Here is a 22,859-nt window from a genome sequence, read left to right on the forward strand (position 1 = left end):
CGAGCCCCACCGCATCCGGCGATCATGCAGTTGTGGTCGCCGATACGTCCCTTTCATGCCGTTGTGTTGCCGCCATAACTGCATGATCGCGGGGTGGGGGGGGTGGGGCTGTTAGTCGGTGGGGCGGAGGCGGTGGACGGCGGAACGGGCGGTGCGGCGGGCGGTGCGGGCACCGGCCAGCAGAAGGCGGCCGGCTCGTGCGGTGGGGGTGCCGTGCAGCAGTGAGACGATTCGACGCAGCCGTTTCAACTCGTCGTCACGTTCGGTAAGCGTCCGTTCGTACCAGTCTTGGAGCGCGCGCGCCTCGGACAGCTCGCGGGCCAGTCGGTCGCGGTCCAACAGCAGTTCCCGCCACCCGCCGGTAGCCGCACCCGCCACCTGGCCCTGCGACGCCCCCGGCTCCCGACCGGACATCGTGGTCAGCATGCCGGTCAGCTCACCGGCCGGCCAGAGGTCGGCGATCCCGGTGTCGATCAGCCGGGCGGCCAGCCGCCGCAGCGCCAGCGTCGGCTCGGTGGCCTCGGCCAGCCCGTGCCAGGTGCCGGCCGGGGCGACGACCACGGCGTCCGCCGGAATCCCCGCCTCCGCACTTGACTGCCAGGCGGTGAGCAGCGCCCGCACCGCCGGCAGGTCCCGGCGCAACGTCGCGGCCACCACCAGATCCTCGACGGTACGCCCCGACGGAACGGCCCCGCCGTCGGCGAACCGCCACCGGCCCACCGGATCCCGGCGCACCTCCCGGAGCCGACCGTCCCGCACCAGCAGTGCCGCGGGCGGCGCCCCGGTCCAATCGGCCCCAGGGCGGGCGCGCGCGACGGACTGATCCGCCGGGGTCACCGGATCCGGCAGGCGCTCGCCGAGCAGCACCCAGGCCGGCGCGAGTTCCACGGCGATTCCGTTCCGGACAGCGGCCCCGGCCAGCCGAGCCGGATCGGCCAGCAGCGGTGCGGCCGGCACCGGGTCATCGCGTCCGGCGGCCGGGTCATGCGTCCCGCCCCGGCCGTAGCCGACGACGGCCCGGTCACCGACGACGGCGTCGCTGAGCACGGCCCGGTCACCGACGACGGCGTCGCTGAGCACGGCCTGGAGGAACCCGGTCACCTCCGGGTCGGCCAGCAGTTCGGGGTCGATCAGGGCGGCCGGCGCGACGGGGGACGGGAAGACCGCCCAGGTGCCGCCGATCCGCAGCCCCGACGCGGTCAGCCGGGCCCGCAGCCGTGCCGGGCCGGCGGGACGGGTGTCGTCGTACTCGCCGAGTGCCGACCAGTCGGAGTCGGCACTCGGCGGCGGCGACGTCAGCATGCGGTGCAGCCCGAGTGGATTCTCGACCCCGAGCAGCAGCCGCCCGCCGGGCCGCAGCACCGACACCAGCAGGTCGAAGGTCTCGCCCCAGGTCAGCTGCGCCCCCTCCACCGAGTCGAGGCGGTCCAGCCCGTCCAGGGCGACCACGGTGTCGTACGGAGGCGTCCCAGCGAGCTTCTCCGGGCCGCCGCAGCACACCCGCACCCCGGCGCGGTCGGCGTAGCGGGAGGCCAGCGTCTCGGCGTCGGGCAGTCCCCGCACCAGCACGGTCAGGTCGGCCGAGGGCAGCGCGTCGAGCAGGCGGGAATCGTGCGGCCCCACCACAAGTGTGCGGCCGGCCGCGACGGACAGCAGCAGGGCCGCCAGCCCCGGCCCGCGTACCGGTCCCCGGCCGTGCGCGCCGTCGAGATCCGACCAGCCGAGCATCTCGTCACCGAACAGGTGCACCTCGCTCATCGACCAACCTCCGTGCCGTGCCGCGAGGTCGGAGCGGACCCCGTCGTCTCTCCGCCGGTAACCCCGCCGTGCTGGCCGTTGCCGGTCCCACCGTGCTGCTCGCCGCCGGGTCGGGGCGCAGTGGCAGTGGCAGTGGCCCGGTGCCGGTCGGCGGGCTCGGGCCAGCGGAACAGCCGGCGCAGCTCGGCCGGTGGCAGCAGCCGGTCCGCACCCAGCTCGGCGACGGCCAGGGCACGGGCGCTGTCCGGATCGACCTGCGGACCGTGCAGGGCCGCCCACTGGCGGCGGATCCGTGGTTGGCCGCCCCAGATCGGCGCCTCGCCGGCCAGCTGCATCGGATCGCCGTAGACGGCCGGTTCACAGCCGGCCAGGATGCCGTAGAAGACGGCACTGCACAGCCGGTTCGAGGCGACCCGGCGATGCCGGCGCAGCTCGGCCAGTTGCCGGTGCAGGAAACCCGGGTCGAGGTCACGCCACCGGCCACCCCGGTAGCCGTGGCAGATCACCCGGAAGCCGGCCCGCTCGTAATGCTGGCGTACCCGGGCCGATCGGTATTCCTGCCAGTAGAGACAGACCGTGACCGGCCCCGGTTCGACGGCTCGGATCTCCTCGATCAGCCGGTCGTGGTCGCCGACGATCTGCTGCCCCTCCCAACCGTGGAAGGGGTACCAGATGGTGCCCTCCCGCCGTGGCGGGTCGTCCGGTTCCATCGCCAACAGGTACGCCCACGGGGAACCGACCACGTACGTCTGTCGGCGGCCGAGGGACCAGGCTCGCCGCCGGGTCCGCTCCGACCACAGGAACAGCGGTACGCCCGGCACGAACTCGTGGTCGTACGCCATGCCGTCGCCGATGTTCCATCCGTGCTGGAGGTAGCCGTGGATGCGGGGCGGATCCCGGTCGTCGAGCCCGCAGTAGCGGGCCAGCACGTGGGAGTGCCCGTAGTAGTGGTTGGCATGGTGCACGGTGGCGGGCGCCCCTGGTCGTGGTGACGGGTCACGGCGTGACGGGTGGAGGCGGAGCCTAAACGGCCCGTCTGAACACCCGGCCACGCCGAGATGTCCACCCGGTGTGCCATGCGTGATACGGATGGAGCCCCCGGCCGGGATCGAACCGGCGACATCCCGCTTACAAGGCGGGTGCTCTGGCCAGCTGAGCTACAGGGGCGTTGTGTCCCGGCCAGCATAGCGACCGACGTCCGGTTTACCTGCTCGGCAGGGGTCCCGAGCATGGGAAACGTCAACATCCCGACCCGTGGACGTCGATTCGTGTCCGACCGTGCCCGAGTGACCGGAATGCGAATGCTTCGGAAGTACCGCTCACCGGTCGACCTTGGCATTGCGGCGAAAGCCGTTTACCGTGCAGTGACACGGCCGACACGGGCCCGCCCCGCTGCGGCCGTGGCGCCGGTACGGGCATCCGTGCCGGTCGCTCCTTCACTCGGATCGTCCGGCACGTTCCTGCCGGTGAAAGGAAGCGTCCCCCTCATGGCTACGGTCACCTACGCGAAGGCGTCCCGGATCTACCCGGGCACCGAACGCCCCGCGGTCAACCAGCTCGACCTCCAGATCGGCGACGGCGAGTTCCTCGTCCTCGTCGGCCCCTCGGGTTGTGGTAAGTCCACCAGCCTGCGCATGCTCGCGGGCTTGGAGGACGTCGACGACGGCGCGATCTACATCGACGACCGGGACGTCACCCACCTGCCGCCGAAGGCCCGCGACATCGCGATGGTCTTCCAGAACTACGCCCTCTACCCGCACATGACGGTGTACGAGAACATGGCGTTCGCGCTCAAGCTGCGCAAGACCTCCAAGTCCGAGATCGACCGGCGGGTCAAGGAGGCGGCGGCGCTGCTCCAGCTGGAGGAGTACCTCAGCCGTAAGCCCAAGGCGCTCTCCGGTGGTCAGCGCCAGCGGGTCGCGATGGGCCGGGCCATCGTCCGGGAGCCGCAGGTCTTCCTGATGGACGAGCCGCTGTCGAACCTCGACGCCAAGCTGCGGGTGCAGACCCGTACGCAGATCGCGTCGCTGCAGGCCAAGCTCGGCATCACCACCGTCTACGTCACCCACGACCAGGTCGAGGCCATGACCATGGGCCACCGGGTCGCGGTCATGCTCGACGGCGTGCTCCAGCAGGTCGACACCCCGCGGACGCTCTACGACACTCCGGCCAACGTCTTCGTCGCCGGCTTCATCGGCTCGCCCGCCATGAACATCAAGACCGTGCCGTTCAGCGAGCAGGGCGCGTTGTTCGCCGAGATGTCCGTGCCGCTGACCCGCGAGCAGGTCGAGGCGGCCAACGCCGAGGGCGGCGACGGCAAGGTCACCGTGGGCTTCCGCCCGGAGGACTGCGACATCGTCAGCGCGACCGAGGGTGGCATGCCGGTGGTGGTCGAGCTGGTCGAGGACCTGGGCTCCGACGCCAACGTCTACGGCCACGCCGCGCTCGACGGTGCCTCCGAGCGGTTCGTGGTGCGCACGGACCGTCGGACCATGCCGAAGCTCGGCGACACGATCTTCGTGAAGCCGCGTACCGGCCAGAGCCACGTCTTCCACTCCGCCACCGGTCAGCGCATCTGAGGTAGCAACCGGAAAGGGGCGGTCCGCCGATGGCGGGCCGCCCCTTTGCGCGTACGCTCTGCGATTCTCAGCCGTCGACGGCCCGGCGGCGCGCCACCTCGGCCAGCGTGACCGCGGCGGCCACGCTCGCGTTCAGTGACTCCACCTCGGAGATCATCGGGATGCTGACGGTGAGGTCGCAGGTCTGCCCGACCAGGCGGGACAACCCCCGCCCCTCCGAGCCGACCACCACGACCAGCGGACCGACGGCGGCCTCCAGGTCGTACAGGTCCGTCTCCCCGTCGGCGTCCAGGCCGACCACCACGAACCCGGCGTCCTGGCAGGCTTTCAGCGATCGGGTCAGGTTGGTCACCTGGGCCACCGGCACCCGGGCCGCCGCGCCCGCGCTGGTCCGCCAGGCCGTCGCGGTGATCCCGGCGGCCCGCCGCTCCGGTACGAAGACACCCTGCGCGCCGAACGCCGCGGCGGAGCGGATGACCGCGCCGAGGTTACGCGGATCGGTGACCCCGTCCAGCGCCACCAGCAGCGGTGCCGGCTGTTCCAAAGCCGCGGCGACCAGATCCTCGAACGGCTCGTACGCGAACGGCGGCACCTGGAGACCGACGCCCTGGTGCAGCACGCCCCCGGTCATCCGGTCCAGCTCGGCGCGGCTCACCTCAAGGATCGCGATGCCCCGGTCGGCGGCGGTACGGACGATCTCCTTGACGCGGTCGTCGATGTCGATGCCCTGCGCCGTGTAGAGCGCGGTCGCCGGCACCTGGGCACGCAGCGCCTCCAGCACCGGGTTGCGACCGACCAGCAGCTCCGGGGCGTCCTTCGCCGGGTTCGACTTGCGTCCCGGCGCGACCCGGGGACCGCCCCGTCCGGCGGGCTGCTTGGCGCGGCCCGGCTTGCTGGTGGCCGTGCCCCGGCCCCCGCCCTTGCCCCAGGTGGTGTCCTTGCTGCCGGGCTTGCCGATCTTTGGCGCCCGCCCCTCCTCGGCCGCCGCGCGGCGCTCCTTCTCCTGCTTCCAGGCGGTGCGCTGCGGCAGCTTCTCGGTGCCGGAGTACGCCTTGTGCCAGGGCCGCTCGTCGGCCGGCAACGTCCGGCCGCGTCCGGCGAGGGAGTCCCGGTTCTTTCCGCCGGACCCCTTCGGGGCACTGGCCTTCGACGCCACCCGCCGACCACGGCGCTGGGAATTGCCGGCCATCAGTCCTGCTCTCCAATAGTCCAACGCGGCCCCTGTGGGGTGTCCTCGACCACCACTCCAGCCCGCTTGAGTTGATCCCGCAGCGCGTCGGCGGCGGCCCAGTCCTTGCGGACCCGGGCCTGCGCGCGCTGTTCCAGTGCCAGGGCGATCAGGGAGTCCACCACACCACGGAGGTCGCTCGCCCGGGCTCCGCCGGTCCAGGCCGGGTCGAGGGGGTCGACTCCGAGGATATCCAGCATCGCGCGGACGCTGGCGAGCGTGGTGCGGACGGTCACATCCTCCCCGCCGGCCAGCGCGTTGTTGCCGTCCCGCAGCACCTCGTGCAACGCCGCCAGCGCGGCCGAGGTGTTCAGGTCGTCGTCCATCGCGGCGACGAACGCGGCCGGCAGCTCGCCGAGCCCACCCGCACCGACCCGTTCCAGGGCCCGGGTCACGAAGCCCTCGATCCGCCGGTACGCGACGGCCGCCTCGCGCAACGCCTCCTCGGAGTAGTCGATCCGGGACCGGTAGTGAGCGGCCACGTAGTAGTAGCGCAGCTCGACCGGGCGCACCCCGAGAGAGGCGACGTAGTCCAGGTCGAGGGCGTTCCCCAGCGACTTGCCCATCTTCGTCCCGCCGATGCCGAGCAGGCCGTGATGCACCCAGTACCGGGCGAAGGGCAGGCCGGCGGCCTGGGACTGGGCCAGCTCGTTCTCGTGGTGCGGGAAGGTCAGGTCGAGCCCGCCGCCGTGGATGTCGAACTCCGCGCCCAGATAGCGCCAGCACATCGCCGAGCACTCGATGTGCCAGCCGGGCCGGCCCCGCCCCCACGGCGACGGCCAGTAGGCATCCGCCGGCTCATCCGGCTTGGCACCCTTCCAGAGGGCGAAGTCACGCGGGTCACGCTTACCCCGGTCCGGCGCGTCACCGGCGGACTGCATGTCGTCGGGCAACTGGTTGGACAACGCACCGTACGACGGCCACGAGCACACGTCGAAGTACACGTCGCCGGAGCCGTCGGTGGCCGGGTAGGCGTGCCCGCGTTCGATAAGCAACGCGATCAGGTCGTGCATCTCGGGGATGTGACCGGTGGCGCGTGGCTCGTAGGTGGGCGGCAGCACGTTCAACGCCCGGTACGCCTCGGCGAGCTTCAACTCGTTGGCGTACGCGATCGACCAGAAGGGGCGCTCCTGCTCCTGCGCCTTGACCAGGATCTTGTCGTCGATGTCGGTCACGTTGCGGATGAAGGTGACCTCGAAGTCGGCAACCGCCAGCCAGCGACGCAACACGTCGTAGTTGACCCCGGAGCGAAGGTGGCCGATGTGCGGCGGCGCTTGAAGGGTGAGACCACACAGGTAGACCCCCACCTTGCCGGCTTCCCGCGGGACGAAGTCCCGCACCGATCGGGCGGCGGTGTCATACAGGCGTAGCGTCACCGTACAAGGGTAGCCGTCCGCTGTTGCCTGCCCGGCCGGAGCCTGGTAGCACCCGACCGCTCCGCGCCTGCCGATGACCACCCGCTGGCCGTACGCTGCTGGTCGTGAGCACTCCAGCGACGCCCGGCGCTGCCGTACCGCCGCCGGACAGCCCGACGCCGGGCGGCCGAATGCCGAACGGCTCAGCACTTGCCGGTGAGCTGAGATCCGGCGGGCCGGCGTCGAGCGGATCGGCGTCGAGCGGGCCGGCGTCGAGCGGGCCGGCGTCGAGCGGATCGGCCGTGCGGGGTGGCGAGGCGTCGCAGACCCTGGACCGAGGGCTGCGGCTGCTGCACCTGGTGGCGGACGTCCCGGGTGGGTTGACCGTCACCGAGGCCGCGACCCGGTTGGGCATCGGTCGAGCCGCCGTCTATCGGCTGGTCGGGCCGCTGGCCGGACACGGCATGCTGCGCCGTGACACCGACGGCCGGCTGCGCCTCGGCGCCGGGGTGCTGCACCTGGCCCGACGGGCCCAACCGCTGCTCGCCGAGGGAGCACTGCCCGCGCTGCGGCGGCTCGCCGAACAGGCCGGAGCCACCGCCCACCTCACGGTGGTGGAAGGTGGCGAGGGTGTCGCGCTGGCGGTCGTCGAGCCGAGTTGGACGTCGTTCCACGTCGCGTACCGGACCGGGGCCCGACACCCGCTTGAGCGGGGTGCCGCCGGGCGGGCCATCCTGGCGGGCCGGTCGGGCGACACCGGCCCGGTGAGCACCGCCGGCGAGCTGCAATCCGGCGCGTACGGGGTGGCCGCGCCGGTACTCGGGGTGCCCGGCCTGGAGGCGAGCGTCGGGGTGGTGGCCCTGGCCCCGCTGGACGCCGAGGCCGTCGGCGCACAGGTGCTGGCCGCCGCCACCGCCATCACCACCGCCCTCACCTGACCGCCCGCCCCTTCCGCTGGCCCTAGCGCCCGCCCCGTTCCCCTGACCTGACCGGCCCAGCCCTGCCGAACCGCCCGGCAACACCGGCCCTGCACGACAAGACCGGCCCTGCCCCGGCAAGGACCGGCCCTGCCCGACCCGACTTGCGGCAAGTCGCGCCGAAACCACAGCTCGAAAGCCCAACTTGCCGCAAGTTGCGGCACGGGCCTGGGCAGTCAGGCCGGGCGCGCGCGGCCAGCCCAGCACGGGCAGGGCAGCACGGGCAGGGCAGCAGTGACGCCTATAGCACACCAGCGAGGGCTGGGAGGGTTATCCACAGGGGACGACCGAGGCCCTGCCGGCGGTTGTCCACAGGGGCTGCCGAGGCGACCACACGACGCGCAGGCTCTCGTTCATGCCAGCTCAAGCACGCCGACCGAGCGCCCTTGCGTGGCAGGTCTTCCGCGGCTCGGAGGCCGTCCGCCAGGGCCTACTCACCACGCACCAGCTTCGCAGTTCCGCCTGGGCTCGACTACGGCGGGACATTTACGCCGATGCCCGGCTCGACCGCGATCACGAATTGGCCTGCCGCGCCGTGGCGTTGCAACTGCCGGTCGCGGCAGCCTTCGCCGGCCCGTCGGCGGCGTACCTGCACGGGGTCGAGCATGCCGCAGGCTTCGCCGACAAGGTTCACGTGCTCGTGCCGGCGCCAGCCGGGCTGCGCAGCCAACCCGGCCTGCAAGTGCACACGATTTCGGAGGAACCTTGGCTCCACGGCATCGGCACGAGCAGGCTCCGCCGCAGCGACCCGACCCGAGCAGCGTGGGAGAGCGCCGTCTGGCTGCAGCCGACCCACGCGATCGCGATCATCGACACCCTGCTCGGCCGGGGACTCACCACACGGGCAGCTCTCACCCAGTTCGCGGCCCGACACGACCGCCGTCCCGGGATCCGCCGGGCGAGCTGGCTGTTCGATCTGGCTGAGCCGGCGGCTCAGTCGCCGGCCGAGTCGCAGCTGCGCATCCGCCTGGTGTTGGCCGGTCTGCCTCGACCGGTCGTTCAGCATCCGGTGCAGGCGTCCGGTGGTCTGATCCTGCATCCGGACCTCGCCTGGCCCGCCTTCCGCGTGGCGGTGGAATACGACGGGCACTGGCATTCGGACCACGAGCAGCTCCATCGGGACCGACAGCGACTCAACCGTCTCGTCGGTGCCGGCTGGCTGGTGTTGCACGTGACCAGTCGCCGTCTCCACCAGGACTTCCCCGCGATCGTCCGGGAAGTCCGCGCCGCGCTTCTCGACCGGGGGTGGCGCCGATGACGGCAGATGGCCGGGCTGAGAGTTCCAGCCCGGCCATCGTGCCTTCGATCAGAGGGGTGCTATCCGCGCGGCTTTACCGTCACCGCCGCGTACGCGTCGATGATGCCGTGCCCGTAGAAGCCGTTGAAGCTTCGCGAGCCGTCGCAGTAGGCGTCGAACTCGGCCGGGCGACCTTCGTTGGCGTAGCTGAACAGCCGCGGCTCCGGGCAGGCCGTCGCGGCGGCGGTCCGAAGAAGCTGCTGCTCGACCCGGTCTGGCGCCATGCCGTAGCCGTTGCGGCCCTGCTGCTTGCCGTAGCGGCTCACGATGAGCGCGGCCACCCCGGAGGCGTGCGGTGCCGCCATCGAGGTGCCCTGGAGGTAGGTGTAGTACCCGCACTCGCCGTTGCGCTTGCAGTCCTTGAACACGAAGGTCTCGGCGCCGGGCACGATGTTGCCGTCCTCGTCGACCGCGCCCTCCTCCTGGAGGACATGCTTCGGGTAGGTGGAGAGGATCATGTTGGCGTCGGTACGGAAGGTGTCCGTGCCGAAGCCGTCGCGGAACCAGCCACCGGGAGCGGCGACAGCGGTCTGCTCGGTGCCGTAGTTCGAGAAGTCGGACTTCTTACCGGACGGGCCGACGGCGGAGACGCTGATGACGTGCGGTCCCTCCGTGGGCAGGTCCCAGCAGCTGTCGTTGTCGATCTCGCGCGGGTACGGCGCGACGTCACCGTAGTTGGGGCTGGAGACGTCGGTACGCGGGTCGCCCAGATCCTCGTGGTTGTTGCCAAGGGCACCCACGAGAGTCACGCCCCGGTTGTGGGCGAAGGTAAGCGCCCGCCGCATTGCCTTGATGGTGGCCCGCTGGGCCGCCTGCGCCTCGGGCGAGTCAGCCGGGTTGGCCGTGCAGTTGTAGAGCCACGGGTCGACGTAGAAGGACATGTTGACCACGTCGAGCCCCGACCTGCCCGCATGCAACAGGGCGTTGACGACCGGGTTGAGGAAGAAGTAGCCGGAGTCCTGGCCACCCTTGAGGTTGACCAGGGACACCTTCGGCGCGACACCGGAGAGACCGAAGCCGTTGGCGGCAGCGCCGATCGTGCCGGCGACATGGGTACCGTGACCACCGTCGTCGGTGCCTACCGGGTCGAGGCAGCTCGCCACCTCGCACTCCCCGTCGATCTCGGGAATGTCGGGGGCGAAGTTGCGCGACAGTGCCCAGTCGAAGTTGGGGGCGATGTCGGGGTGACCGGCGTCCACGCCGGTGTCAAGGACACCGACGGTCACCCGGCGGTCGCCGGGCTCCACCTTGCGCGCCTTGTCGGCCCGGATCATCTCCAGACCCCAGAGCTTGTCGTCCAGCGGGTCCATCTTCTTGCCCCGCTGCTTACCGGCGCCCTTGGCAGCCGCCGCGGCCAGCAGGTGTTCCTGCTCGACCCGGTCGAGGCGCGGTTTGCGCCCGATCGCCTTCTCCTCTGCCGCACCGATCAGGGCAGCGGCGGAGGTCGCCTTCGTCGCGAAGTCGGCCCGGTCGGTGGTCACCTGGTAGACACCGACCTCGTCGCTGCGGGACACCACGGTCCCGCCCGCCGACCGGATCGCGGCAGTCGCCGCGTCGGTGGAGACGCCGTCCTCGGCGACCACGGTGAAGGTCCGCAGTTCCGCCGGCTCGGCGCTGGCGGGCACTCCCAGACCTGTGACCGTGAGTGTCAGTGCCGTCGCGGTTGCGACGGCACCGACGGTGAAGCGCTTGCTCACCACATCGGATCCTCTCGTTGAGGGACGTGGCGTCATCAGACATCAATGCGTGAGGTTTCGCCAGAGCAGCGCCGGATTAACGGCGGAAGATCCGCTTCGCCGGAAAGATCGGCCAGCACGCTTGGCAGCTCGGCCAGGGTCGAGACCACGGCATCCGGCACCACATCGGCCGGCAACCGCTCGCCTCGGCGGTTCAGCCACACGGCCCGCAGGCCAGCCTGCTGTGCTCCGACCACGTCATGGGCCGGGTTGTCACCGACATGTACCACTTGAGCCGGATCGACTCCGGCGGCGGCGCACACGGCCGCGTAGAAATCCGGGGCCGGTTTCTTCGGCACTCCGTCGCAATGGGCGTACACCTCGAAGGCGAACTCGCCGACGAGGCCGCAGCGTTCGGCGCGGCTGTTGCCGTTGGTGGCGAAGCCCAGCGTCCATCGTTGACGCAGAGCCGCCAGTGCCGGCAGCGTGTCGACGAACGGCCGGGTCAGCGCGAAGCGGCGGGCGAAGAAAAGCTCGCTGATCTCGTCCAGGTGCGCACCGAGCCCGGCCCGATCCAGGGACCGGGCCAGGGCGGCACGCCGGATCTCGGCCACCGGCGCGGCGGCCAGGTCACCGAAGACCGCGCCCCAGTCCGATTCCAGGTCAGCGAGCGTGACGCCGGCCGCGACCGGGGTCAGCCGCCGCATCTGCGCCAGCACGGCTTCCAGTCCCCCGGTGACGGCCGGACGCAGATCGACCAGGGTTTCGTCGGCATCGAACACCACCGTGCTCAGCATGCCGTTCAGCATGTCACCGCAGGGCGGGCTCCGTCGCCTTCAGCGGAGCCGGCTGGACGGGGATCCGCAGCTCGTCGAGGCGGACCAGCGCCACACCCGCGACGATCAGCAGTCCGCCGAACAGTTGCACCACCGTCGGCAGCTCTCCCAGGACCAGCCAGGCGATCAGGACCGCGAACATCACCTCGGTCAGCCCGACGAACGAGGCCATCCGGGAGCCGAGCGCCCGCACCGCGGCGATCCCCACCAGATAGGCCACCACTGCGGCCACCAGCGTCAGACCGGCGATCGGCACCAGCCAACTGGTCTGCGTGCCGGCGAACTGCACGGTGTCGAAGGTGGCCCGCAACGGCAACGCGCCACTCAGGCCGAGCAGCAACAGCACACCGGCACCGGCGGCCATCCCGCCACTGGCCATGACCGTCGACGGCAGGGCCGGGTCGACCCGGCCGGCGAGCACGAAGTATCCGGCCAGCCCGACCGCGGCACCGAGTCCCCAGAGGACGCCGACCACGTCGAGCCGGCCCGTCCCGGTCACGTCGAGCACGAAGATCAGCCCGACCATGGCCGCCACCGAGCCGGCGACGGTCAGCCGCCGGGGACGCTGGCCCTGCACCAGCCAGGTCCATCCGACGACGAGAATGATGCCGAGGTATTCCAGCAGCAACGCGACGCCGACCGGCAGGTACCGCACGGCGTTGAAGAAGCACGCCTGCGCGACCGCGACCCCGAGCAGCCCGAAGACGCCGATCGAGGCGAGGTTGCGGCGCAATACCGGCCAGCGCCCTCGCAGGACGAGCACGGCGGGCATCATCAGGATCAGGGCGGCGACGCCGACCCGGGCGATGACGACCGCCTCGGCCGACCAGCCGGCGTCGATCAGGGATCGGGCGAAGGTGCCCGAGGTGGCGAAGGTGATCGCGGAGAGCAGGGCCAGCGCGAGACCGGTACCTGCGGCGGGCGGTTGACGCATGGGGCTCTCCTTGGCACGACTGCCCGCCATGGGCAAAATAGGTTACGCCGATGACGTTAGGTCGAGCCACGACAGGAGTCAAGTTGCTTTTCGCCCATGACACTGAGTGCTCCCTGATCGCCGCCGCGGCGCTGGTCAACACCGCCGGATCCGGCGGAGAGGGCCTCCCGGATGTCGCCGCCCTGGACGCCTTCTTCACCAGTCACTCCTACAGCGGCCGGCACGAGCACACCGACACCGAGCTACGGGCGGTGCGCGCCCTGCGCCCCCGTCTCCGCCGGATCTGGCACGCCGAGGTGGACGAGATCGTGTCGATCGTCAACGCCCTGCTCCGCGAGCACCGTGCGCTGCCCCAGCTCATCACGCACGACACCGAGCCGTACCATCTGCACGCCGTACCCCGGGACGCCCCGCTCGCCACCCGGATCGCGGTCGAGGCGGCGATGGCGATCGCGGACGTGGTACGCGGCGGCGAACTGCGCCGGCTGCGCATCTGCGAGCACCCCGACTGCGACAACGTGCTGGTCGACCTCTCCAAGAACCGCTCCCGCCGGTTCTGCGAAGCCGGCTGCGGTAACCGGGCGGCCGTCAGCGCCTACCGCGCACGCCGGGCCGCCGCCCACTCCTGAGCGCAGGTGTGCGGCCAATCCGAGGCGACCGACACAGCTCAGCGGGCACGGCCGGCCATCAGCCAGCGGGTCACCACGACCCGGAGCAGCACGTAGCGGCCGTCCGGGCCGTCAACCGTGACGTCCCAACCGCCGTACCGGCGACGAAGCGCCTCGACCACGTCGGGCGGGAAGGGCCGGCGGACGATGCTCGCCTCGCCCTCCGCGACGACCGGCGCATCTCCGTCGGGCAGCGCCAGCGACACCCGGGGGTCGGCAGCGATGTTGCGAACCTTCCGGTTGCGCTCACCGGAGGCGATCCACCACTCACCCTCGACATAGTGGAACCAGACCGGCGTCAGATGCGGCGAGCCGTCCGGCCGCAGCGTGCAGATCCACACGACCCGCTCCCGCGCCAGCCGCTCCGACACCTCCGCGCCGGGCGAGGTGGTCACGTCCGGCGCGGCGGTGCCGCGACAAAAACCCGCCAGGCGTACGCGTCAAAGCTCAGCACCGGCCCAGCCGGATCCTTGCTGTCCCGCACCCCCACCCCGGAATGCCCGACCGCCACTTCGACGCACTCGTTGGCCTGGGAGCTGCGGCTGCTCCTGCGCCAAGGTTCACTGTTCAGGCCCATGATTCGGCCACCCCTCTCGTCAGGTTGACGGATTCCTGCGGAGGCAGCGCCAAGCCCAACGTAGCTTCCCAGACGACATGCAGTCGATCGAGGGCTGCCGCCTCGTGCAACTCGTGCGTCTTGACCTGGCCACCGAGGCAGCCGAGTTCGCTGCCGTCCGGAAGTGTCGCAACCACAAAGCCACCACCGAGCGCGGGGTATTCCTCGCGGGAGCGCGAGACGACGTGCACAGTCACCCTGGGATGCTCGGTTGCGATGCGCGCAAGGTGCGCTGCCTGCTCAGCCATCACTTTGGGACTCCCGACCTGACGCCGCAGCACGCCCTCGTCAAGGATCGCAATCAGCCGGGGCGGCCTATCGCCATACAAGACCCTCTGTGAGTCCATCCGATCCGTCAGCCGACTCGTCACCTCCTCGGCCGGTAACAGATCCCCAGACTCGAAGACCGCCCGCGCATAAGCCTCCGTCTGCAGCAGGCCAGGGACGTATACCGGTTCAAACCAACGCAATTTTGTCGCCTGTTCGACGATGGCGCGCCAGCCACGTTGCCAGACCTGGGCTTTGTCGAGGGCTACCAGGTCGGTGAGCATGCGACCGAAGATGCCGCCGGTGTCGAGGGCCTTGTCGGCCAGGTCCAGGTACTTCGGGGTGGGCGGTTGCTGGCCCAGCTCGACCGCGCTGACCATCGACGGCGAGTAGTTGACGGCCCTGGCCAACTCCTCCTGACTCCATCCCCGTCGGACCCGAGCCCGGCGCAGCTCCGCAACCAGGAACGCCGCCGCCGTCAGCTGTCCACCCGCCATCTCCAACCGCCCTCCAGCAACCGGTCGATCGACTCCAGCGCCACGCCACCGGCAGCCCGGCCACCGGCAGTGGCTCTCGGACAGCAGGCACAAACACTTCCGAGCGTAGGGGCGTCCTCAGCAGACTGTGAAGCGCGACGCTCGCCGCTCATCCCCCGAGCACGGCGTCGAGGTGGGACCGTCCGCTCCCCCGGCCGGGCGGTCCCACCGCCGGGGCGATTTACGCAAAAGACTCAGCTCGGCAGGAGGCTGTCCCATGTCCCGAACTGCCCGTCGCACCGCGCCGTGGAATGCCCGTCGAACCACCTCCCGAGCCGGGTACCGAAGCGCACCCCGAACCGACCGGCACGGCGGCGGCCGAGGGTGAGGGGCATGGGCGCATCGCCCCGGACGCACCTGCCGTTGCGTCCGCTCTGGCTCTGCCGGGTCTGCGCCGCACCGTGGCCCTGCGCCGCCGCACGGCTCGATCTTGTAACCGAGTACGCCCACGACCGGGTCGCGCTCAGCATCTACCTCTGCGCGGTACTGCACGAGGCTGCCGCCGACCTGTACCGCCTGAACCCGCAGGACGGTCCGGATCCAGCGGCGCTCTTCGCCCGCTTCCTCGCCTGGGTGCCCAGGCATCGAATGGCCGATGGCTGATCGACTCCGGTTGCGGCATCTTGCGGCCATCAGCCGCCCGGATACGCCGAGATGCCGCAACCGGAGTCGATCAAGCCAGCCCGACCGGCAGGCGCGGGCACGGACCGACGCGCGGGCGGGCGTGCCTGGGCGGGCGCGGGCGGTGGCTCGGGTCAGGGGTGGGTCATGCGGAGCAGGTCGAGCGCCTCCTCCAACTGGGTCTCCGAGAGCTTGCCGGAGTCGAGGTGGCCCCGCGAAATCACCACCTCCTTGATGGAGATCTGCTTCGCCAGCGCCTCCTTGGCGATCGAGGCGGCCTCGTCGTAGCCGAGGTGACGGTTGAGCGGTGTGACGATCGACGGCGAACCCTCGGCGTACGACAGGCAGACCTCGGCGTCCGCGACCAGGCCGACCACGCACCGGTCGGCGAGCAGGCGGCTCGACGCGGCGATCAGCCGGATCGACTCCAGGATGTTGCGGCCCATCACCGGCAGCATGACGTTCAGTTCGAAGTCGCCCTGCGAGCCGGCGAAGGCCACGGTCGCGTCGTTGCCTATCACCTGCGCGCAGACCTGCCGGACGGCCTCACAGACCACCGGGTTGACCTTGCCGGGCATGATCGACGAGCCCGGTTGAAGGTCCGGGATACGCAGTTCACGGAGGCCGGCGCGCGGGCCGGAGCCCATCCAGCGGATGTCGTTGGCGATCTTGTAGAGCCCGACCGCGACGGTACGCAGCTGCCCCGACGTCTCGACCAGGGCGTCCCGGGCGCCCTGCGCCTCGAAATGGTTGCGCGCCTCGGTCAATGGCAGCCCGGTCGAGGCGCGCAGCTTCTCGATCACCCGGGCGGCGAAGCCGAGCGGGGTGTTGATGCCGGTGCCGACCGCCGTACCGCCCAGCGGCAGCTCAGCCAGCCGGGGCAACGCGGCCTCGATGCGTTCGATGCCGTAGCGAACCTGGGCTGCGTACCCGCCGAACTCCTGCCCGAGCGTCACCGGGGTGGCGTCCATCAGGTGCGTACGCCCGGCCTTCACGACGGTCTCGAACTCCGACGCCTTCGCCTCCAGCGCGGCGGCCAGGTGGTTCAGCGCCGGCAGCAGATCCCGTACGACGGCCTCGGTGGCCGCGAGGTGGATCGACGAGGGGAAGACGTCGTTGCTGGACTGCGAGGCGTTGACGTCGTCGTTGGGATGAACGCTGCTGCCCAGTTCCCGCCCGGCCAGGGTGGCGATCACCTCGTTGGTGTTCATGTTCGATGAGGTACCGGAGCCGGTCTGGAACACGTCCACCGGGAACTGGTCGTCGTACCCGCCGTCGGCCACGTGCGCCGCGGCGGCCGCGATCGCGGCGGCCACGTTCGCGTCGATCACCCCCAGGTCGCCGTTGACCTCTGCCGCCGCCCCCTTGATCTGGGCCAGCGCCCGGATCTGGGCCGGCTCGATGCCTCGGCCGGAGATCGGGAAGTTCTGCACCGCCCGCTGCGTCTGGGCTCGCCACAACGCCTCGGCGGGCACCTCCACCTCGCCCATCGAGTCGCGTTCGATCCGGTAGCCGGTCGCCTCTGGAGTCGTCACACATACCATCCTGCCGCGCGCCGCGACGACGTGCAGATGATCGGGCGAGCAATCTCCCTACCGACAGGGTCTGCTATCGATAGGTGTGCCGGACGGTCTGTAGCGGCTGACCGGTCTCGGTGATGATCCAGAAGGTCCAACCGTTACGTTGTGGGCTGACGCCCGGACGTAGCGCGCTCACCACCGCGCGGGCGGCCTCGCTCGGGGTGCGGAACGTCTTTCCCTCCACCGGCGAGCTGGTGATCGTCGTCCTACCTGGGCCGGGAACGAAGGTAGCCCAGACACGTTGACCCGCGTAGTCAGCGTGGACCCGGATCTCGGGCAAGTCCTCGGGCGAGGGTCCGTCTTCCTGGCCACGCCGGTGGATCTCGACCAGCCGCGCAACCACTGCCCCTTTCGAAAGCCCAGCGATCTTCGCTGCAAACTCCAGGTAGCGGTCAGTATCATGATCGATTTCTATAACTGGCATCGCCCCTCCAAAACCCACGATCCCGAACTGTCAGAAGCGTGGCGCGAGTCGACCCTCTACAACATCCTGCCGTCGACTGAGCACCTCCGGCACTCGGTCGAGGGGAGTCACCCAGTCCGCGAAGTCCGGGCAGATCCAACCGAGCAGTCGAAAGATCGTCAACCGGTCGGCGGCAAGGTGCCTATCATGAATCGGCTCGTGATGCGCGACGTGGTTCCGGAATGTCCGGATGTGGTCGAGGTCCGTATAGAGGGGTTGTCGTCTGCCTCGGTAGTGCGGGAACGCGTGACGGAGTGCCGGGCGCCAGAGACGAGTTTCGTAGTCGCACGATCCGCCCCTCCCCAACAGGCCGACCCAAAACCCAAAGGACAGTTCAGCCACCATGTGGCCATGGGTGATCACGCCTGAACGGGCGCTGACGACTTGGGACGCCCTGACGACCGCGCGCCGGCCAATGTGATGGATCCGCAGGTCCGGCGCGTCCCACCAGTCCTGCCGCTGATACATCCGGCACAACTGCTCGTCCAGCGCGTTGCGTAGGCGGATCTCCAGGAGGTGCAGGATGCCGAGAAAGGCCCCGGAAACCTCAACGTCTCACGCGTAGAGACGAAGAGCCCTGCCGAGATCGCCCCCTTCAGCCGCTACGTAGGGCGCGAGCCGGAGTTCCGAGATGCCAACCCTGACGCTTCATAGGGAACGACCACTGGGGTTTCACCACCAATGGGGTATCGTTGTAGGCGTAAGCCCCGGTGTTCGCCTCTGCTCAGCACGCGGCCCGGGGCACAGCCATGTCCGACGAGGGCGGCCGCGAGCCACCCACTCGATCTCCAGAAACTCTAGAGAACGGGTGGGTGATTGTCCAGCTGATTTCAGCGGCTACCGATGGTGAGGACCGGCTTGGTGACCTCGGCGAAGAAGTCGTTGCCCTTGTCGTCGACCACGATGAAGGCGGGGAAGTCCTCCACCTCGATCTTCCAGACCGCCTCCATGCCCAGCTCGGCGTACTCCAGGACCTCGACGTGCTTGATGCAGTCCTGGGCGAGTCGGGCCGCGGGGCCGCCGATCGAGCCGAGGTAGAAGCCGCCGTGCTGCTCGCAGGAGCGGGTGACCTGGGCCGACCGGTTTCCCTTGGCGAGCATCACCATCGAACCGCCGGCGGCCTGGAACTGCGCCACGTACGCGTCCATCCGGCCGGCCGTGGTCGGGCCGAACGAGCCGGAGGCGTAGCCCTCCGGGGTCTTGGCCGGGCCGGCGTAGTAGACCGCGTGGTCACGAAGGTACTGCGGCATCGGCTCGCCCGCGTCCAGCCGCTCGGCGATCTTCGCGTGGGCGATGTCCCGGGCCACCACCAACGGGCCGCTCAGCGACAGCCGGGTCTTCACCGGGTACTTGGACAGCTCGGCGCGGATCTCATCCATCGGCCGGTTGAGGTCGACGCGTACCACCTCGGTCGCGTCCAGCTGCGCCTCGGTGACGTCGGGCAGGAAGCGGGCCGGGTCGGTTTCGAGTCGTTCCAGCCACACACCCGACGGGGTGATCTTGGCAACCGCCTGCCGGTCGGCCGAGCAGGACACGGCGATGGCCACCGGGCAGGACGCGCCGTGCCGGGGCAGCCGCACCACCCGCACGTCGTGGCAGAAGTAGCGACCGCCGAACTGCGCACCGATGCCGAAGTTGCGGGTCAACTCCAACACCTCGGCCTCCAGCTCCAGATCCCGGAAGCCGTGCGCGGTCATCGAACCGGAGGTCGGCAGGGCGTCCAGATACTTCGCGGAGGCGTACTTGGCGGTCTTGAGGGCGTACTCGGCGCTGGTGCCGCCGATCACCACCGCCAGGTGGTACGGCGGGCAAGCGGAGGTGCCGATCAGCCGCAGCTTCTCCTCCAGGAACTGCATCATCCGGGTCGGATTCAACAGTGCCTTGGTCTCCTGGTAGAGGTACGACTTGTTGGCCGAGCCGCCGCCCTTGGCCATGAAGAGGAACTTGTACGCATCCGGGTGCCCGTCCGGGTCCTCCGCGTACAGCTCGACCTGGGCGGGCAGGTTGCTGCCGGTGTTGCGCTCCTCCCACATGGTGAGCGGGGCCAGTTGCGAGTAGCGCAGGTTCAACCGGGTGTACGCCTGCCAGACCCCCCGCGAGATCGCCTCGGCGTCGGTACCGTCGGTGAGCACGTGCCGGCCGCGCTTACCCATCACGATCGCGGTGCCGGTGTCCTGGCACATCGGCAGCACCCCACCGGCGGCGATGTTGGCGTTGCGCAGCAGGTCCAGCGCGACGAACCGGTCGTTCGGGGAGGCCGCCGGGTCATCGATGATCGACCGCAGCTGGGCGAGGTGCGCGGGGCGCAGGAAATGCGCGATGTCGTGCATCGCCTCGGCGGTCAGCGCGGTAAGCGCGGCCGGCTCGACCGTCAGGAACCGGCGACCACCCGGGCCGTTTACCACGTCGACGCCCTCGTCGGTGACCAGGCGGTAGTCCGTCTGGTCCGGACCCGTCGGCAGCAGCGGGGCGTACGCGAAGTCGGCGCCACTCACGACGGCACTCCGCTTCGCTCCGTGCCGCCGTGAGGCACCACCGCACTGGGCTGAAGATTCGCTCGCTGCCGCTCGCTCATGACGGCAAAGCCTAGGGCAGAAGGTTGGGTCCGTCCCACCCGCCGGGGGGCAGGATCATTTACCGGGGTCAGGGGCAGCGCACAGCTCGTTCTTCGGACCACAACTGTCCTGGGGCTGCGGCACCGCGCCGCTGCCGGCGGGCCCGGGGTTCGCCCCGTCGGCCTCGCCCGGCGTGCCGCCGGCCGCCGTGCCGAACCGGACGTACCCGATCTCCCGGCCCTCCCCGATCACCATGCCGGCAGGCCCCACGGCGAGGGCGTTCGCCGAGGTGCGCAGCACGGCCAGTTCCCGCCCGGTACGCGGATCCAGCGCGACCAGCCGGTTGGGCTTCTCGTCGGCGACGATCGCCGCGTACGGGGTGAGGGCCGCACCCGCCTTCCTCCCCGCCGGCTTGTTCCATCGGGTCCGCCCGGCACCGAGTTCGCGGGCGGAGACGGCACCGCCGTCGGCGGTGCGCACCAGCGCGTACCGGTCGTCGACGGCGAGTACCCGTTCGGCGTCGGCGGTGACCAGCAACAGCCGCCCGTCGTACCCGTCGAGGACCGCCTCCCGACCGTCCGGCGAAACGGCGAGCACCACGTTCCGGGCGCCGTACGGGTCCTCCCGCTGCACGCAACCGGCGCTGTCGGCGGTGCGGAGGTTGAGCCCCGACTGCTGCCAAGCCTCCTGCCCGGTCGCCGAGTCCCGGCCGGAGATGGCGTAGTAGCAGCTGCCGTCCTGAGAACGGGCGGTGATGCGCAGCAGGCGTCCACCGATCACGGCGAGCCGCTCCTCCCGGCCGGGCTCGACGTTCTGCAGCACCCGGCCGGTGGCGGTGTCCACCACGTGCACCCGGCCGTCGACCGGGAAGCCGAGCAGCGGCGGTACCGCCTCCGGGCCGGCCGCCTCGCCGTCGATCCGGTTGCTGGTGAGCCGCCGGCTGTCGAGCAGATTCGGGTTGTCCGCGAGCAGGCCGGTGCTGACCCCGGGCAGGAAGGCGGTCCACAGCGGAGCGGTGCCGCGCGGGTCCCAGGCGCTCAACGTGCAGTCGGTGGCCTCCACGCAACGGGCGTCCAGCAGCAGGTTGCGGTACGTCCACACCGCTACCGCGTCATCGTCGCGGCGGCGGGTCACCCCGGTGGTGGGGTCGAGCACCTCGTACCCCTTGACCAGCAGCTTGCCCACGACGACGACGGCTTCCCGCCCGGCGCCGGTGACCGCGCTCCAGTCGGCCTTGCGTTCCCAGAGCTGCGTGCCGGTGGCCAGGCTGCGGGACTCCACCCGGGTGCGCTGTTCGATCACGACGCTCTCCCCGGCGATGGTGACGCTGCGCGGGGTGCCCCCGATACGCTGCTGCCAGACCACGTCCGGCTGGGAGATCGGCTGCGGGCGGTTCACCCAGTCCCACATGGTGGGGAACGGGTTCCAGACTCCGGTAGCGGCGAGCACCACCACCGTGATCAGGCCGAGCAGCAGCCAGCTACGTACGCCGAGGCCGCTCCCCTTCGCCACCGGGACACGGTAGCCATCCGCGCTCGCCACCGCCCGCACCACCCCGCGTGTCGCGAATGAAAGATCGCGTGGGCGGCACCGCGAGCACGGTGGTCGACTCAGCGGTCAGCGGAGCCCACCGGAGCCGGCGTGGGCTGCGCCGGAGGCGCGGGTGAGCGTCGGCCGACGGGGGTGAGGACCGGCCAGAGCAGCATCGTCGCGATGATCGAAGCAGCTCCGGCGCCGGCCATCACCACACCCGGCGCGAGCACCTCGCTCAGCGCGCCGGCCCCGGCGGCGGCCAGCCCCTGCGCCGCCATCATGCCGGTGCTGACCAGGCCGAAAGCCTGCCCTCGACGTGCCTCGGGGACCGCGTCGAGGAACCGTCGGGCCAGCCCGAGCTGGTAGGCGAAACCCGCGGTCGCCACGGCGAACAGGGCCGCCGCGGGCAGCAGCACCGGCCGGGCCAGAAAGGCCAGCATGGGTACGCCCAGCAGCAGGGCCAGCCACGGCGTCCAGCGTTCCCGCCGGGCGGGCGCCACGAACCGGCCCACCAGCAGGTCGCCGACAAGCATGCCGCCCGCGCCGGCCATCAGCAGGATGCCGGCGTTGGCGCCCGGCCCGAGCCCGGCCGCGTACGGCACCGCCACCCCCTCGGCACCGACCAGCAGCGACCCGGGCAGCCACTGGGCGAGCAGCAGGCCACGGATGCGACGGTCGGCCAGTAGCTGCCGGTTCACCCGCAGGGTCTCCCGGATCGCACCGGCGCCGGGGCCGGTAACCGCCCGGCCGGCGCGCGCCGGACGAGAGGCCAGCCCGAACCGCACCAGCAACGCGGAGAGGCCACAGGTCGCCGCGGTCAGCCAGAGCGCGCCGTACGGGCCGACCAGCCCCAGCAGCAGACCACCGACGGCGAAACCGGCCACCTGCGTACCCCCGGCGGCCACGGTGAGCAGCGAACGGCCCAGCACGTACCGGTCGCCGTGCAGCATCTCGGGCAGCAGCGCGGTACGCGACGCGCTGCTCACCGGACCGAAGAGAGCCACGACGGCGACCAGGCCGAGCATCGCCGACGGGGAGAGCGCACCCGTGGCGAGCACCGCGACCATGGCCAGCCGCACCACGTCGTAGCCGACGATCAGGGCGCGGGCCGGCCATCGGTCGGCCAGGGCCAGCAGGAACAGCCCACCCAGCGCGTGCGGCAGGAACCCGGTGACGTACGCGAGTGCGGCCAGCAGACCGGAGCCGGTGCGCTCGTAGACCAGCACGGAGAGGGCGAGCATCTTCACCGTCTCGCCGATCATGAAGATCCCGTAACTGGCGAAGATCACCCGGAACTCGGCGACGGCGAAGACGTCCCGGAAGGTGGCGTGCCGGTCGGCCACCTTCGGCGCGTTCATGCTGGTGTTGTTCACGCCGATC

At 70.8% G+C, this 22,859-nt stretch carries 21 protein-coding genes and 1 tRNA gene; 6 read left to right on the forward strand and 16 right to left on the reverse strand.

Going from position 1 to position 22,859, the window contains the following annotated elements; all coding sequences use genetic code 11:
* Positions 1 to 111 precede the first annotated feature (111 nt).
* The 3 genes from O7601_RS04350 to O7601_RS04360 form a co-directional block, all read right to left on the reverse strand.
* Complete coding sequence (locus O7601_RS04350) at positions 112 to 1,758, reverse strand: hypothetical protein (protein ID WP_281564978.1); 1,647 nt, start codon at positions 1,756 to 1,758, stop codon at positions 112 to 114.
* Positions 1,755 to 2,723 (reverse strand): hypothetical protein, encoded by a 969-nt coding sequence (locus tag O7601_RS04355; RefSeq protein WP_281564979.1) that lies wholly within the window; start codon positions 2,721 to 2,723, stop codon positions 1,755 to 1,757. Before O7601_RS04355 ends, O7601_RS04350 begins: the two co-directional genes overlap by 4 nt.
* A gap of 125 nt (positions 2,724 to 2,848) precedes the next feature.
* Positions 2,849 to 2,925 (reverse strand) — tRNA-Thr (locus O7601_RS04360).
* A 320-nt stretch (positions 2,926 to 3,245) separates the two neighbouring features.
* On the opposite strand from O7601_RS04360, the gene ugpC reads away from it, so the two are divergent.
* A complete protein-coding gene (gene ugpC, locus O7601_RS04365; RefSeq protein WP_281564980.1) occupies positions 3,246 to 4,337 on the forward strand; it encodes a sn-glycerol-3-phosphate ABC transporter ATP-binding protein UgpC in 1,092 nt (363 codons plus the stop codon).
* A gap of 67 nt (positions 4,338 to 4,404) precedes the next feature.
* Here the strand turns inward: ugpC and rlmB are convergent, their stop codons facing one another.
* Together rlmB and cysS are read right to left on the reverse strand one after the other, a co-directional pair.
* A complete protein-coding gene (gene rlmB / locus O7601_RS04370) occupies positions 4,405 to 5,526 on the reverse strand; it encodes a 23S rRNA (guanosine(2251)-2'-O)-methyltransferase RlmB (RefSeq protein WP_281564981.1) in 1,122 nt (373 codons plus the stop codon).
* Complete coding sequence (gene cysS / locus O7601_RS04375; protein ID WP_281564982.1) at positions 5,526 to 6,941, reverse strand: cysteine--tRNA ligase; 1,416 nt, start codon at positions 6,939 to 6,941, stop codon at positions 5,526 to 5,528. The genes rlmB and cysS overlap by 1 nt, the downstream gene beginning before the upstream one ends.
* Before the next feature lie 170 nt (positions 6,942 to 7,111).
* Between cysS and O7601_RS04380 the strand changes: the two genes are divergently transcribed.
* Both O7601_RS04380 and O7601_RS04385 read left to right on the forward strand, forming a co-directional pair.
* Positions 7,112 to 7,858 carry a helix-turn-helix domain-containing protein gene (locus O7601_RS04380; protein WP_281566786.1) on the forward strand — a complete coding sequence of 249 codons (747 nt, stop codon included), beginning with the start codon at positions 7,112 to 7,114 and terminating at the stop codon, positions 7,856 to 7,858.
* A gap of 394 nt (positions 7,859 to 8,252) precedes the next feature.
* A complete protein-coding gene (locus O7601_RS04385; protein ID WP_281564983.1) occupies positions 8,253 to 9,155 on the forward strand; it encodes a hypothetical protein in 903 nt (300 codons plus the stop codon).
* A 59-nt stretch (positions 9,156 to 9,214) separates the two neighbouring features.
* Here the strand turns inward: O7601_RS04385 and O7601_RS04390 are convergent, their stop codons facing one another.
* Genes O7601_RS04390 through O7601_RS04400 form a run of 3 tightly spaced genes read right to left on the reverse strand, consistent with a single transcriptional unit; the run spans position 9,215 to position 12,640 of the window.
* Positions 9,215 to 10,891, reverse strand: coding sequence for a S8 family serine peptidase (locus tag O7601_RS04390; protein WP_281564984.1), 1,677 nt, complete (start codon positions 10,889 to 10,891; stop codon positions 9,215 to 9,217).
* Positions 10,892 to 10,926: 35 nt separating this feature from the next.
* Positions 10,927 to 11,667, reverse strand: coding sequence for an HAD family hydrolase (locus O7601_RS04395; RefSeq protein ID WP_281564985.1), 741 nt, complete (start codon positions 11,665 to 11,667; stop codon positions 10,927 to 10,929).
* A gap of 13 nt (positions 11,668 to 11,680) precedes the next feature.
* Positions 11,681 to 12,640, reverse strand: coding sequence for an EamA family transporter (locus O7601_RS04400; RefSeq protein ID WP_281564986.1), 960 nt, complete (start codon positions 12,638 to 12,640; stop codon positions 11,681 to 11,683).
* An 83-nt stretch (positions 12,641 to 12,723) separates the two neighbouring features.
* Between O7601_RS04400 and O7601_RS04405 the strand changes: the two genes are divergently transcribed.
* A complete protein-coding gene (locus O7601_RS04405; protein WP_281564987.1) occupies positions 12,724 to 13,269 on the forward strand; it encodes a CGNR zinc finger domain-containing protein in 546 nt (181 codons plus the stop codon).
* A 38-nt stretch (positions 13,270 to 13,307) separates the two neighbouring features.
* On the opposite strand, the gene O7601_RS04410 is transcribed toward O7601_RS04405, so the two are convergent.
* Genes O7601_RS04410 through O7601_RS04420 form a run of 3 tightly spaced genes read right to left on the reverse strand, consistent with a single transcriptional unit; the run spans position 13,308 to position 14,688 of the window.
* Positions 13,308 to 13,703 (reverse strand): pyridoxamine 5'-phosphate oxidase family protein, encoded by a 396-nt coding sequence (locus tag O7601_RS04410; protein ID WP_281564988.1) that lies wholly within the window; start codon positions 13,701 to 13,703, stop codon positions 13,308 to 13,310.
* On the reverse strand, positions 13,700 to 13,885 hold the full coding sequence (locus O7601_RS04415) for a DUF397 domain-containing protein (protein ID WP_281564989.1): 186 nt from the start codon (positions 13,883 to 13,885) through the stop codon (positions 13,700 to 13,702). The genes O7601_RS04410 and O7601_RS04415 overlap by 4 nt, the downstream gene beginning before the upstream one ends.
* Positions 13,876 to 14,688, reverse strand: a complete 813-nt coding sequence (locus O7601_RS04420) for a helix-turn-helix transcriptional regulator (protein WP_281566787.1) — start codon at positions 14,686 to 14,688, stop codon at positions 13,876 to 13,878. Before O7601_RS04420 ends, O7601_RS04415 begins: the two co-directional genes overlap by 10 nt.
* 372 nt (positions 14,689 to 15,060) lie before the next feature.
* On the opposite strand from O7601_RS04420, the gene O7601_RS04425 reads away from it, so the two are divergent.
* Positions 15,061 to 15,330, forward strand: a complete 270-nt coding sequence (locus O7601_RS04425; RefSeq protein ID WP_281564990.1) for a hypothetical protein — start codon at positions 15,061 to 15,063, stop codon at positions 15,328 to 15,330.
* Positions 15,331 to 15,482: 152 nt separating this feature from the next.
* Here the strand turns inward: O7601_RS04425 and O7601_RS04430 are convergent, their stop codons facing one another.
* Positions 15,483 to 16,892, reverse strand: coding sequence for a class II fumarate hydratase (locus O7601_RS04430; protein WP_281564991.1), 1,410 nt, complete (start codon positions 16,890 to 16,892; stop codon positions 15,483 to 15,485).
* A gap of 64 nt (positions 16,893 to 16,956) precedes the next feature.
* Entirely contained in the window at positions 16,957 to 17,112 is a 156-nt protein-coding gene (locus O7601_RS04435) for a hypothetical protein (protein WP_281564992.1), read from the reverse strand.
* 57 nt (positions 17,113 to 17,169) lie between these two features.
* Between O7601_RS04435 and O7601_RS04440 the strand changes: the two genes are divergently transcribed.
* Positions 17,170 to 17,760 carry a hypothetical protein gene (locus O7601_RS04440; RefSeq protein ID WP_281564993.1) on the forward strand — a complete coding sequence of 197 codons (591 nt, stop codon included), beginning with the start codon at positions 17,170 to 17,172 and terminating at the stop codon, positions 17,758 to 17,760.
* Between the two features lie 461 nt (positions 17,761 to 18,221).
* Here O7601_RS04440 and O7601_RS04445 read toward each other — a convergent pair whose 3' ends face one another.
* The 3 genes from O7601_RS04445 to O7601_RS04455 all read right to left on the reverse strand — a co-directional run bounded on the left by O7601_RS04445 (position 18,222) and on the right by O7601_RS04455 (position 22,837).
* Entirely contained in the window at positions 18,222 to 19,886 is a 1,665-nt protein-coding gene (locus O7601_RS04445; protein WP_281564994.1) for a fumarate hydratase, read from the reverse strand.
* Positions 19,887 to 20,021: 135 nt separating this feature from the next.
* On the reverse strand, positions 20,022 to 21,458 hold the full coding sequence (locus O7601_RS04450; RefSeq protein WP_281564995.1) for a PQQ-binding-like beta-propeller repeat protein: 1,437 nt from the start codon (positions 21,456 to 21,458) through the stop codon (positions 20,022 to 20,024).
* Positions 21,459 to 21,556: 98 nt separating this feature from the next.
* Entirely contained in the window at positions 21,557 to 22,837 is a 1,281-nt protein-coding gene (locus O7601_RS04455) for an MFS transporter (RefSeq protein WP_281566788.1), read from the reverse strand.
* Between the last annotated feature and the right edge of the window lie 22 nt (positions 22,838 to 22,859).

Source organism: Verrucosispora sp. WMMD573, assembly GCF_027497175.1.
Taxonomy (GTDB): Bacteria; Actinomycetota; Actinomycetes; order Mycobacteriales; family Micromonosporaceae; genus Micromonospora.